A 13,330-nucleotide genomic window follows, 5' to 3' on the forward strand; every position below is an offset into this window, starting at 1 on the left:
TACATAACTAAAATGTCCCAGTAGCTCAGCAGGATAGAGCAACAGCCTTCTAAGCTGTGGGTCGCAGGTTCGAATCCTGCCTGGGACGTCACCGAGCGAGAGAAACCTATACTGATTTAGATAGGTTTCTTTTTTTACATAAAAAAGAAACATAGAAAGGTTTCATTTTTATTGCGTTCGGGTATGTATATTCAGTATCATAATATAACATAGTATAAACGAAAGGGGTGATGGGATGCATGATAACAATAATGTAATACTTTTTCCTAAATGGAAAACAATACTTGAAGAAGAAAGCTTAATTGCGCTTAAAGAAAAAAGATATGACGAAGCGTTGAAAAAATTAAACAAGTTATTAGATTATCACGTTAATAACCATGAAATTATAATTGGGAAATTGATTTGTTTGATGGAATTAGCTTATTATGACGAAGCACAAGATCTGTGTGAGAAGTTACTTGTTCAGAAAGACGAGAATTATTTTCAATATGTACATATTTATTTAACCTTGCTTTTCCAGACAAGTCAGTACAATTTGCTTCTGGAACAAGTAGATTATGAATTTCAAACAGAAAAAGTGCCGAGTCCATATCGAGAACAATTTGAACAGTTATATGATATGAGTCAAAAAATGAATGATCAATTGAAAGATGAAAAGATGTTGAAGTACATAAATGAATTTGTGCAAGCAATTGAAAATCAGGATCATATGAAACAATGGCGATTGGTCGAGAATATGCGGAATATAAAGGCACAGCCAAAACAAAAAATGATTGCTCCGCTACTGACCAACGATACGATTCATCCAGTTACAAAAACAGCTATTTTTCAATGGTTACAGGAATTGAATGTTGCCCAATTATTTGATATACATAAATTAGGTTTGCAATTTACTGTAAACCCAGTAGAAATAACCGAATTAAACATACACACAGTTGTTAAACAAACATTTTTGTTAATCGCCGAGTTGGAGCAAACTAATCCAACACTATTTCATTTACTAGAAAAAATACTACATCAATATGCCTATGTCCGTTATCCAATCATGCCAACGAGTGAGGATGTGGCGGCAATTGCCGATGCCTTAATAATTGTTGGGAAACAGTATTTGAATCTACCAGATAATAATGAGGTTAAAAACGACAAAACTTTACATTACATAGAAGAAATCAAAATGTGTGAAGCATTATATTTATCGATCATTGATGAATAGACCATTAGTAAATGCTTGAAAGGGTTAGTAAATATGTTATAATAAGATGGTTGTAAATTTGCAAGACATATAGAATGTGTAATTTAAAAATTAATGATTGTGAACAATTAATTAATGGGAATAATAGATTTTGGAGGGAATAGTATGTCAGCAAAATGGGAAAAACAAGAGGGTAATGAAGGAGTACTAACGTTTAGTGTTAGTGCCGAAGAATTTGATCGTGCATTGGATCAAGCATTTAAGAAGGTTGTCAAAGATGTGCAAATTCCTGGATTTCGTAAAGGGAAAATTCCTCGTAAAATTTTTGAAAACCGTTTTGGCGTAGAAGCACTTTATCAAGATGCAGTTGACATTGTTCTGCCTGATGCTTATATGAAGGCAGTGGAAGAAACTGGTATTGAACCGATTGAACAACCAGCAGTTGATATCGAAGAAATTGAAAAAGGAAAAGATCTTGTTTTTACAGCAAAAGTAACGGTTAAACCAGAAGTGACTCTTGGCGAATATAAAGGACTTGAAGTAGAAGAGCAAGATGTAACAGTAACGGATGAAGATGTTGACCATGAAATAGAACATCAACGTGAACATCATGCAGAGCTTATTGTCAAAGAAGAAGGAAAAATAGAACAAGGTGACACTGTTGTAATGGATTTTGAAGGATTTATCGATGGTGAGGCCTTTGACGGTGGAAAAGGTGAAAATCATTCACTAGAAATAGGTTCAGGTCAGTTCATCCCTGGTTTTGAAGAAGAATTAGTTGGTAAAGAGTCAGGAGAAGATACTGAAATCGAAGTAACATTCCCTGAAGATTACCATGCAGAGGAATTAGCAGGTAAAAAAGCTACGTTTAAAGTAACAATTCATGAAGTTAAAACAAAAGAACTACCAGAACTTGATGATGAATTTGCAAAAGATGTTGATGAAGAAGTAGAAACATTAGATGAATTAAAAGCTAAGAAAAAAGAAGAATTAGAAGCACAAAAGAAACAAGATGCAGAAAATCAAAAACGCGAAACATTAATTGAAAAGGCTTCTGAAAATGCAGAAGTTGACATTCCGTCTGCAATGGTTGATACAGAACTTGACCGTATGTTAAAAGAATTTGAGCAACGCTTGCAAATGCAAGGTATGACAATGGAAATGTACTTCCAATTCTCTGGACAAGACGAAAATGCATTGCGTGAGCAAATGAAAGCTGATGCAGAAAAACGTGTAAAAACAAACCTTACATTGGAAGCTATTTTCAACAGCGAAGGACTCGAAGTAACCGATGAAGACGCAAATGCAGAACTTGAAAAAATGGCATCTATGTACGGAACAGATATTGATCAGCTTAAACAAATGCTAGGTGGGAATACAGACGCATTAAAAGAAGATCTTAAATTCCAAAAAGCGATCGATTTCTTAGTTGAACAAAGCAAAACTGTTTGATCACAGACGATTAACGTTTAATTACAATTAAAAATAGGCAAGATATAAACAAGGTGCGAAATTTTCGCGCCTTGTTTTCACTTAATAATATATAAAGATAAGTTAGGTGATCGCTTTTGTCTGATGCTTAGTTTTATTATACTGATCAGTTTGTTGTGATAATAAGCTAAAAAATATTTGGCTTATGATTTGACATTTTTATGAATTTCTCCATAATTAAAAAATAAAGATTAAATAAAGTGAAGATTGTTTTTTCTATGATGTACTGGAAAAGGGATATTATTTTGTTTTCTATTTATGATCTGATATGATTGGCTAAGAAAGTTGAAACCGATGCAATAAATCTTAGGAGCAAAGTGAAGTGAACTTTTAGGGGTGAAAATGAAATGTTTAAATTTAATGAAGAAAAAGGACAATTAAAATGTTCGTTTTGTGGAAAGAGTCAGGATCAAGTTCGTAAGCTAGTGGCTGGGCCTGGTGTTTATATATGTGATGAATGTATTGATCTTTGTACAGAAATAGTAGAAGAGGAACTTGGTACAGAAGAAGAAACGGAATTCAAAGAAGTCCCAAAGCCAAAGGAAATTTGTGAAATTCTTGATGATTATGTGATTGGGCAGGAAAAAGCGAAGAAGAATTTATCAGTAGCCGTTTATAATCATTACAAACGAATTAATGCACCAAAAAATGCTGATGATGTTGAATTGGCTAAAAGTAATATTGCGATGATTGGCCCTACCGGAAGTGGTAAAACATTACTAGCCCAAACACTGGCACGGATTCTTAATGTTCCGTTTGCAATTGCAGATGCAACTTCTTTAACGGAAGCAGGCTATGTGGGTGAAGATGTCGAGAATATTCTGCTAAAATTAATCCAATCTGCTGACTACGATGTGGAGAAAGCTGAAAAAGGGATTATTTATATCGATGAAATTGATAAAGTTGCTCGTAAATCAGAGAACCCTTCGATTACACGTGATGTTTCTGGTGAAGGTGTACAACAGGCATTGTTGAAAATTCTTGAAGGTACTGTAGCAAGTGTCCCACCTCAAGGCGGGCGAAAGCACCCACATCAAGAATTCATCCAAATCGATACATCAAATGTTTTATTTATATGTGGTGGAGCATTTGATGGAATTGATCAGATCATTAAACGCCGACTTGGCAAAAAAGTTATCGGTTTTGGTTCAAATGAAAGTCAGCAGGATTTAGATAAAGGAGAATTACTATCTAAAGTATTACCTGAAGATCTACTCCGCTACGGACTTATCCCGGAATTTATCGGTAGACTTCCAGTAATCGGGGCATTAGAGCCACTGGATGAAGAAGCATTAGTAGAAATCTTGACTAAACCGAAGAATGCCTTAGTAAAACAATATGAAAAATTATTCCAAATGGATGAAGTTGAGTTAGAGTTTGAAGAGGAGGCACTAATTGAAATAGCCAAAAGTGCTATTGAGCGTAAAACGGGAGCACGTGGCTTACGTTCCATAATTGAAAGTATTATGTTGGATGTAATGTTTGAACTACCATCACGTGAAGATATTGAGAAATGTGTCATTACAAAGGATACAGTCGCAGAAGAAGATGGCAGTCCAAAACTTGTTTTTAATGATGGAACGGTTACTCAAGGAGACAAAAAAATTCCTAAAGAAAGTGCTTAACGATAAACTCATATAAATGTGAGACTAGCTTAAAGCTTATTGACTCCTTTCCTTTTAGTAAATTGTGCGGGAGTTTATCAATGCTTTTTCGCTAGTCTCTTTTTTGTTCACATAAGACGTTTTCGTAATGATTGTGGTTGCTTTTTAAATTCGTAATTGATATAAAATGCGCGTAGTGTTTTATTGATTGGTGCTTCATCATCGCTGCGGAAATTGATATGGGAGTATTGTGCTCCGTTGATTTCCGTAGTGGTGGAAGAGCACCATACATCGTCTCAGATAACATCGCATTCTATATTTATTGTGCAAAAGCAACAAATGTTTTCGATAGGGCGAGTAATCGCAATCGCAATCTTTTAGAAAACAGCCTTACATAATGTATAATGTACAGTGAAATATTTGTTTAGTTCACGAGCAAAAGGTAATACTAAACACAGCTTGATTTCTCCTATCTGTTTTACAAATGGATAAGATTTCTATAAAATTTAAGAAGATAAAGAGGATTACATAGAACAAATACTAAAGAAAATGTGGAGGTACATATAATGACAAACAGTACAAATCAAATTCCCCTCCTACCGTTACGTGGATTACTTGTCTTCCCATCAATGGTGTTGCACCTTGATGTGGGAAGAGATAAATCAGTTGCAGCGTTAGAAAAGGCGATGATGGGTGATCAGACTATTTTTCTTGCTGCACAGAAGAAAGTTAGTATTGATGACCCAGAACCAACGGATATTTATCGAATAGGCACGTTGGCTAAGGTCAACCAAATGCTTAAGCTACCAAATGGAACAATCCGAGTACTTGTTGAAGGGTTATACCGTGGTGAAATTGTCCGCTTTGTTGACCAATCAGATGAATTTGCAGTTGAAATCAATAAATTAGAAGACATACATGGAAAGACAAACGAGGAAGAGGCTTTAATGCGCTCATTGTTGTCGCAATTTGAACAATATACAAAAGTCTCCCGAAAAATCACAAAGGAAACATTTGCAACGGTTTCGGACATTGATGAACCAGGAAGACTTGCTGACATTACGGCATCACATTTATCCCTTAAATTAAAGGACAAGCAAGATCTTCTTGAAATGGAGAATGTTAAGGATCGCTTAAATCATTTAATTGAGTTGATTTCCAACGAGAAAAAAGTACTTGATCTAGAGAAAAAAATAGGGCAACGTGTCAAGACATCGATGGAAAAAACGCAAAAGGAATATTATTTACGCGAACAATTAAAAGCAATTCAAAACGAGCTTGGTGAAAAGGATGGCAAAAGTGGTGAAGTAAGTGATCTACGGGATAAAATTGAGAATTCCGATATGCCGGATCGCATTCAAGAAGTAGCATTGAAGGAGCTTGACAGATATGAAAAAGTTCCCCAAAGCTCTGCAGAAAGCACTGTTATCAGAAACTACTTAGAATGGTTATTGGCTCTTCCATGGGCAAATAAAACGAATGATACAATTGAAATTGAAAAAGCGCACAAGATTTTAGATGAAGACCATTATGGATTGGATAAAGTAAAGGAACGTATTTTAGAGTATTTAGCCGTGCAAAAATTAACAGAATCAATTAAAGGACCGATTCTTTGTCTTGTTGGCCCTCCAGGTGTTGGAAAAACCTCGTTAGCTAAGTCGATTGCAAAGTCAATCAATCGGCATTTTGTCCGTATTTCATTAGGCGGTATTCGGGATGAAGCAGAAATACGGGGGCATCGAAGAACTTATATCGGTGCAATGCCTGGAAGAATTATTCAAGGAATGAAAAAAGCCGAGACCATTAACCCGGTGTTTTTATTGGATGAAATTGATAAAATGTCAAATGATTTTCGTGGTGACCCTTCATCTGCAATGCTTGAGGTATTAGACCCTGAGCAAAATAGTAATTTTAGTGATCATTTTATTGAAGAGACATATGATTTGTCGAATGTGTTATTCATTGCTACCGCCAATTATGTAAATAATATACCAGGACCATTACTAGATCGAATGGAATTAATATCAATTGCTGGTTATACAGAAGTAGAGAAATTGCATATTGCGAAAGAGCATTTATTGCAGAAACAATTGAACGAAAACGGATTAAAGCGGGGGAACCTGCAAATACGTGATGATGCATTATTGAAATTAATTCGTCAGTATACGCGTGAAGCTGGAGTTCGAGGACTTGAGCGACAAATAGCAAAACTGTGCCGGAAAGCTGCTAAAGTGATCATTTCCGAGGATAAAAAGCGGGTTATTATTACGGAAAAAAATATAGAAGAATTCCTTGGAAAAACAATCTTTCGTTATGGACAAATGGAATCAGAGGATCAAGTAGGTGCAGCAACTGGTCTAGCATATACGACAGCAGGCGGAGACACTTTATCAATCGAGGTTTCACATTATCCTGGCAAAGGAAAGCTGACACTGACGGGTAAATTAGGAGATGTCATGCGAGAGTCTGCTCAGGCTGCGTTTAGTTATATACGTTCGAGAGCGGAAGAACTCCAGATTGAACCAGATTTTTATGAGAAATATGATATTCATATTCACGTTCCAGAAGGGGCTGTACCAAAAGATGGTCCATCAGCCGGAATTACGATGGCAACGGCTCTTGTTTCTGCACTATCAGGAAAGGCCGTGAAAAAAGAGGTAGCCATGACTGGGGAATTAACATTACGTGGTCGTGTTCTACCAATTGGCGGTTTAAAGGAAAAATCATTAAGTGCACATAGGGCAGGCATTACAACCATTATCATGCCGGCAGAAAATAAAAAGGATATTGATGATATCCCGGAAAGTGTACGTAACGATTTAACATTTATACCTGTTGATCATTTAGATACCGTATTAAAGCATGCACTTGTTGGGGGAAAATCATGAAAGTAACCAATGCAGAAATTGTTATTAGTGCTGTAAGTAAAAAACAATATCCCGGCGATCAGTTGCCAGAAATAGCACTTGCTGGCCGTTCCAATGTTGGGAAGTCATCATTCATTAATAAGTTAATTAATAGGAAAAATTTGGCACGAACATCGTCTAAACCTGGTAAGACGCAAACACTGAATTTTTATAAGATTAATGAGATGTTTTATTTTGTTGATGTTCCCGGATATGGCTATGCTAAGGTGTCCAAAAAGGAACGAGAAAAATGGGGCGGCATGATGGAGGAATACTTTGAGACTAGAGACACTCTACAGGCTGTGTTGTTAATAACCGATATTCGTCATGAACCAACGGAAGATGATGTATTAATGTACGACTTTTTGAAACACTATGAGCTCCCAGTTGTTGTGATTGCAACAAAGCTTGATAAAATCCCCAAAGGCAAAAGAGCGAAATATTTGCAGCGGACAATCCAAACATTACAGGTAGAAACAAATGATATTGTTTTACCATTTTCCGCTGAAACCGGCGAGGGCAAAGATGAAGCATGGGGGATTTTGAAATCATATATAAATAACTAAAAGGGCTGTCCACGGGGAATTAAGGTACCCCAGTGGATAGCCTTTTTAGATTTTTTATTCTGAAAATCAAAAGCATTCTTAAGTATTAGCGCGCATTTTCCTGTATATATAAGGATGTGGTAGTTATATATACGAGATAAATAGAAACGTTCTTGTACATGATTATATAGGTAAGGATACGGTTAGGACATGATTTAGATTATTGCTATAATTTAGAATATAAATGCTTGTATTATTTTATTTCAACTACTTATTCGAGGGGATGGTTAGTTTATGAAAAAACTGAAAATTACGGTATTTTTCGCATTATTTTTGTTTTTGTTAACTGCATGCGGTTCAGATGAAACTTCTTCAGAGGATTCAACAAATGAAAATGATGACAATAGTAAAAGTAGTGAAACGTATGACCTCATTGAAGATGGAAAGCTTACATTTGCAGCATCAGGTGAATTTAAACCATTTAGTTATATGGAAGATGGAAAAATGATTGGTTATGATATTGCGGTTGCTGAAGCAATTGCTGATAAATTAGATCTGGAACCTGTTCAACAAAAAGCCAAATTTTCTGGTATTGTTACCGGTGTAAAGCAAGGGCGGTATGACATTGCAGTTGCAAGTCACACGATTACGGATAAGCGACTGAAACAGGTTGATTTTTCAGAAGCATATTATTATTCCGGGCCAGTAATTTATACAAGACCTGATAGTGATATTCAAGCAGCTGATGATCTGGAAGGTAAAGAGATTTCCGTATCTAGGGGATCCACATACGTGGAAATGGCGCAAAAATACACAGAAAATATTCCACAAGTTGATAGTGATGTAGTAGCACTTCAATCGTTAGCTAAAGGGCACCATGATGCAGTAATTACGGACTCGATTACAGGACAAACGGCAATTGATAATGGATTAGAGATTGAGAATAGAGGCCAGCTTGGTGTCAGTGAACAAGCAGTAGCAGTTGCTAAAGATAATGATAAGTTACAAGAAGCGGTAAATGAAGCATTAAAAGAAATGAAAGAAAGCGGCGAATTGAAAGAATTAGCTATGGAATGGGTTGGTGTTGACATTACAGAAGAACCTGAAGAATTGAATTAATAGCTACCACTACTAAAGCAAATGTGCACATAATTTGTGCACATTTGTCCCTTTAAGGAGTTGAATTCGTTGACTGCAATTACACACTTTTTTGATGTATTTATGAATAGCTTTGACTTATTTTTAAACGGGTTTTGGATTACAATCAAGTTATCTGTGGCATCATTATTAATCGCCTTTATAATCGGACTATTTTTTGCAATATTAAAGATTTCTAATGTTAACGTTTTGCAATGGATTGCCGATGCATATATCTGGCTTGTCCGAGGTACACCACTTATTGTACAAATATTTATTCTTTACTATGGTTTAACGGAAATAGTTCTCCTTGATAAGTTTTGGGCTGGTGTAGCTGGACTTGCCTTTCATAGTGGAGCATACATAGCCGAGATTATCCGTGGAGCAATACAATCAATCGATAAAGGCCAAACAGAAGCTGGCCGATCACTGGGGATGACTACAGGGCTAACGATGCGACGGATTATTTTACCTCAGGCATTCCGCCGTGCAGTCCCATCACTTGGTAACCAATTCATTATTGGTATAAAGGATTCCTCACTTGTCTCCTTTATTGGTATGCAGGAGTTGTTTGGTGTTGCTAGTACTCAAGGATCTAACAACTTTGACTACCTTCCTTATTATTTTACCGTAGCAATTTATTACTTAATTATCGTATTGGTACTAACTGTATTAGTTAACATGCTTGAGAAAAAGATGGCTGAAAGTGATTAAGCGAGGAGGGTCGGTATGTGTGAAAAACAAGAGATGATAAAAGTGGAAAAGTTGAATAAATCATTCGGTGATCTGCATGTACTAAAAGATATTGATCTATCAGTTAAAGAAAGCGATGTCGTTGTGTTGATTGGTGCAAGCGGATCAGGTAAAAGTACATTACTAAGATGTCTAAACTTTTTAGAAATGAAAAATAGCGGAAAAATAAGTATCGAAGGCGAACAAATTGAAAAAAATACACACGATTTAAATAAGGTTCGCGAACGGGTTGGCATGGTGTTTCAACATTTTAACCTGTTTCCCCATAAAACTGTACTTGGCAACGTTATCGAGGCACCAACACAAGTGAAAGGGGTTGAACGAGAGCAAGCGATAGAAGAAGGTAAAAAGTTGTTGGATAAGGTTGGTCTTGGTGATAAATATAATGTGTATCCTTCGACATTGTCAGGTGGTCAAAAACAACGTGTAGCAATAGCCCGCGCATTGGCAATGAAACCGGAAGTTATGCTTTTTGATGAACCAACATCTGCACTTGATCCAGAATTGGTCGGGGAAGTACTCTCCACAATGAAGGAGCTTGCCGTAGAAGGGATGACAATGGTCGTTGTTACACATGAAATGGGGTTCGCTCGTGAAGTAGGAGATTGGGTTATTTACATGCATGACGGTAGGATAGTAGAATACGGGCCACCTAGTGAATTATTCGATAATCCAACAGAAGAGCGAACACAAGCATTTCTAAGTTCCATCTTATAATAATAACGAGGCGGTCCATTTAAGGACTGCCTCGTTATTTTCTTTTCTTTAAAAAGTAAATTCCAATAATGATAATAACAATTGGCCAAAATCTTTCGATAAAGTCGACAATGGTATAGATCCAATCAAACCAGACAGGTAGTCGTATAGAGAAGATCAGTAATAACGAGATCGCTACTAAAATGACACCTGGTAGCAATCCTTTTTTTGTTCGTAAATAACGAACGATAAAAGCAATTCCCACAATAAGCGGATACACAGCCCAATGATCGATCCAAAAAGTATAATGATTGACGCCATGGAAATGGATACCAAGCCCTAAAATAATTGTTCCAGTGAATAAGTTTTGATAATCTTTGGAACTATAGCTATGTATAAGCAATGCAAAACCAATAATAATTAAGAGTGTTGTCCATGAATAAAAATCAGTTACAATTGGCAATTTTAATTCGCGCAATAAGAAAAATGCTCCAAGGCCAATTAATAAGTAACCGGCAAATGAATTTTGTTTTTTCATAATTTGCTTCCTTTCCGGAATGTAAACAGATTGATTTCTTGCTTCGTCATGTTAGGTATGATAAAGTACAAACGAGTTAAATGAATATACGTTTTATCCTATCATATTGTTTCAAAATCTGTTCACATTTTTAAAAAATATGATGGGTTTTTCATGTTATAATAAGATTTAGATTAGAAAAGTGTATGCAAACGATTATGTTTGAATATCCTTTTATGTTTTGTGGGGGTAATAAAGTGCATATCATCAAGGTTGGATTTAATTATAAGTCAGCCCCAGTTGAAATTAGGGAAAAACTACAATTTCCTGAACAAGAAATTGGTCGTGCCATGTTACGGTTAAAAGATCAGAAAAGTATTTTGGAAAATGTTATTGTTTCAACATGTAACCGTACGGAAATTTATGCGGTCGTTGATCAAGTTCATACAGGACGCTACTATATTAAACATTTTTTAGAGGAATGGTTTCAAGTTGATAAGGAGGAGTTTTCTTCCTATTTGCGAATTGCGGAAAGTGATGGTGCGATTGAGCATCTATTTCGTGTAGCATCTGGTCTTGATTCCATGGTACTTGGAGAAACTCAAATCCTTGGGCAAGTAAAACAGGCATTCTTAACTGCACAAGAGATACAAACAACAGGAACCATTTTTAATGAGTTATTTAAACAGGCGATCACGTTTGCTAAACGGTCACATAAAGAAACTGCAATTGGCGAACAGGCAGTTTCTGTCAGTTATGCGGCAGTAGAATTAGCTAAGAAAATCTTCGGTGATTTACAAAATAAGCATGTTGTCATTCTCGGTGCGGGCAAAATGGGTGAATTAGCAGCTGAAAATCTTCATGGTTCAGGGGCAACCAAAATAACGGTGATCAACCGAACACTTGAAAAGGCTGAGCATTTGGCTGAAAAATTTCAGGCAAAAGCAGAACAATCGGATCACCTGTTGGAAGTCATGAAGGATGCTGACATCTTAATCAGTTCAACTGGATCGGATTCTGTTGTATTGACAAAAGAGGATCTAGAACCAATTCAGAAAAAACGTAAAGGTAGTCCGTTATTTCTTGTTGATATTGCTGTTCCGAGAGATCTAGATTCACGGTTAGGTGAATTAGATAGTGTTTTCTTATATGATATTGATGATCTGCAACATATTGTAGATGAAAATTTGGCATCACGTAGAACGGAAGCAGAAGCAATTGAAGTAATGCTGGAAGCGGAAATTGTGACATTTAATGATTGGTTACAGACGTTGGGAGTAGTTCCTGTCATATCGGCACTACGAAAAAAGGCATTAGCTATTCAATCAGAGACAATGAAAAGTATCGAACGGAAAATGCCAAATTTAACGGCTCGTGAGAGAAAAGTATTAAATAAACATACAAAAAGTATTGTTAATCAATTGTTAAAAGATCCTGTTACACAAGCAAAAGAAATGGCGGCAAAAGAAAAAGCGGATGAATCATTGGCGTTATTCATGAGTATTTTTGGAATAGAAAATGACGTGAAGGCTGAGATTGAAAAACAGGCAAAAAAAAATAGTAAAGTAGAACAAAACAAAAATGAAAATGTATCCTTTCCAAATTTAAAAACGTTGAATGCGCAGTAAGATGAAAGGATTCCACTTATGACTGAATCAAAATGGCTTTATGAGATCATACTTATCATTTATGGTTTAAGTTTGATTGGATACTTTATTGACTTTATACAACATAACCGGAGGGTAAACCAAATTGCCTTCTGGTTACTTAGTATGGTTTGGGTTATACAAACCGTTTTTTTGTTAAGTGAAGTATTTTTTGAAGCGGCTTTTCCTGTCTTTACAATTTATGATAGTTTATTCTTTTATTCGTGGGTGCTTGTAACGTTCTCGCTAATTATAAATAAATTATTTTCGATACACTTTATCGTGTTTTTTACTAATGTTTTTGGCTTTTTTATTTTATTATTCTATTTATCAACTAAAGTACAAGAAGGAACGCAACAACGTGGAATAGAGATAGTTAATGAACTGCTAATCACCCATATAACGCTTGCCATTGTGTCATACGGATTCTTTACTATCTCGTTTCTTCTGTCCATCATGTATATCGTGCAATATCGATTTTTAAAACAGAAAAAAGGCTTTAAATGGATGTGGCGATTTGGTGATTTAAAACGACTTGATACCTATTCTTTTATGGCAATTACACTAGGTGTACCCTTACTTTTAATCGCTATTATACTAGGTTTTGTGTGGGCAGAAGTTGCCAATGCTGAATTTTATTGGTTCGATTTAAAAACGATTGGCTCACTGTTTGTATTAGGAGTCTACATCGTGTATTTATTTCTGAGGATCATGAAAGGGTATCAAGGGAAGTCAATTTCTGTATACAATACGGCTGCATTTTTAATTTTATTAATAAACTTCTTTTTATTTAACTTTTTATCAAATTTTCATATCTAACTTACTTAAGGAGGTTGGTTGTCA

Annotated in this window: 11 protein-coding genes and 1 tRNA gene; 11 read left to right on the forward strand and 1 reads right to left on the reverse strand. The window is 35.8% G+C overall.

Going from position 1 to position 13,330, the window contains the following annotated elements:
- The first annotated feature begins 14 nt into the window (after positions 1–14).
- The 9 genes from ACW2QC_RS10250 to ACW2QC_RS10290 all read left to right on the forward strand — a co-directional run bounded on the left by ACW2QC_RS10250 (position 15) and on the right by ACW2QC_RS10290 (position 10,345).
- Positions 15–88, forward strand: a tRNA-Arg gene (locus tag ACW2QC_RS10250).
- A gap of 147 nt (positions 89–235) precedes the next feature.
- Entirely contained in the window at positions 236–1,213 is a 978-nt protein-coding gene (locus ACW2QC_RS10255) for a tetratricopeptide repeat protein (protein ID WP_457543872.1), read from the forward strand.
- A gap of 144 nt (positions 1,214–1,357) precedes the next feature.
- Positions 1,358–2,644, forward strand: a complete 1,287-nt coding sequence (gene tig / locus ACW2QC_RS10260) for a trigger factor (protein ID WP_457543873.1) — start codon at positions 1,358–1,360, stop codon at positions 2,642–2,644.
- Positions 2,645–3,030: 386 nt separating this feature from the next.
- Positions 3,031–4,308 carry an ATP-dependent protease ATP-binding subunit ClpX gene (gene clpX / locus ACW2QC_RS10265; protein WP_457543874.1) on the forward strand — a complete coding sequence of 426 codons (1,278 nt, stop codon included), beginning with the start codon at positions 3,031–3,033 and terminating at the stop codon, positions 4,306–4,308.
- A 545-nt stretch (positions 4,309–4,853) separates the two neighbouring features.
- Positions 4,854–7,175: an endopeptidase La gene (lon, locus tag ACW2QC_RS10270; RefSeq protein WP_457543875.1), complete on the forward strand. Its 2,322-nt coding sequence runs from the start codon at positions 4,854–4,856 to the stop codon at positions 7,173–7,175.
- Positions 7,172–7,759, forward strand: coding sequence for a ribosome biogenesis GTP-binding protein YihA/YsxC (gene yihA, locus ACW2QC_RS10275; RefSeq protein ID WP_457543876.1), 588 nt, complete (start codon positions 7,172–7,174; stop codon positions 7,757–7,759). The genes lon and yihA overlap by 4 nt, the downstream gene beginning before the upstream one ends.
- A 273-nt stretch (positions 7,760–8,032) precedes the next feature.
- A complete protein-coding gene (locus tag ACW2QC_RS10280; RefSeq protein ID WP_457543877.1) occupies positions 8,033–8,857 on the forward strand; it encodes a transporter substrate-binding domain-containing protein in 825 nt (274 codons plus the stop codon).
- Between the two features lie 69 nt (positions 8,858–8,926).
- Entirely contained in the window at positions 8,927–9,589 is a 663-nt protein-coding gene (locus ACW2QC_RS10285; RefSeq protein ID WP_457543878.1) for an amino acid ABC transporter permease, read from the forward strand.
- Between the two features lie 15 nt (positions 9,590–9,604).
- Positions 9,605–10,345 (forward strand): amino acid ABC transporter ATP-binding protein, encoded by a 741-nt coding sequence (locus tag ACW2QC_RS10290; protein ID WP_457543879.1) that lies wholly within the window; start codon positions 9,605–9,607, stop codon positions 10,343–10,345.
- Positions 10,346–10,379: 34 nt separating this feature from the next.
- Here the strand turns inward: ACW2QC_RS10290 and ACW2QC_RS10295 are convergent, their stop codons facing one another.
- A complete protein-coding gene (locus ACW2QC_RS10295; protein ID WP_457543880.1) occupies positions 10,380–10,862 on the reverse strand; it encodes a LiaI-LiaF-like domain-containing protein in 483 nt (160 codons plus the stop codon).
- Positions 10,863–11,098: 236 nt separating this feature from the next.
- Here ACW2QC_RS10295 and hemA point away from each other — a divergent pair, with 236 nt between their 5' ends.
- Positions 11,099–12,469, forward strand: coding sequence for a glutamyl-tRNA reductase (gene hemA / locus ACW2QC_RS10300; protein ID WP_457543881.1), 1,371 nt, complete (start codon positions 11,099–11,101; stop codon positions 12,467–12,469).
- An 18-nt stretch (positions 12,470–12,487) separates the two neighbouring features.
- Positions 12,488–13,306, forward strand: a complete 819-nt coding sequence (locus ACW2QC_RS10305; protein ID WP_457543882.1) for a cytochrome C assembly family protein — start codon at positions 12,488–12,490, stop codon at positions 13,304–13,306.
- Positions 13,307–13,330 lie beyond the last annotated feature (24 nt).

This window comes from Virgibacillus sp. FSP13 (assembly GCF_054048505.1).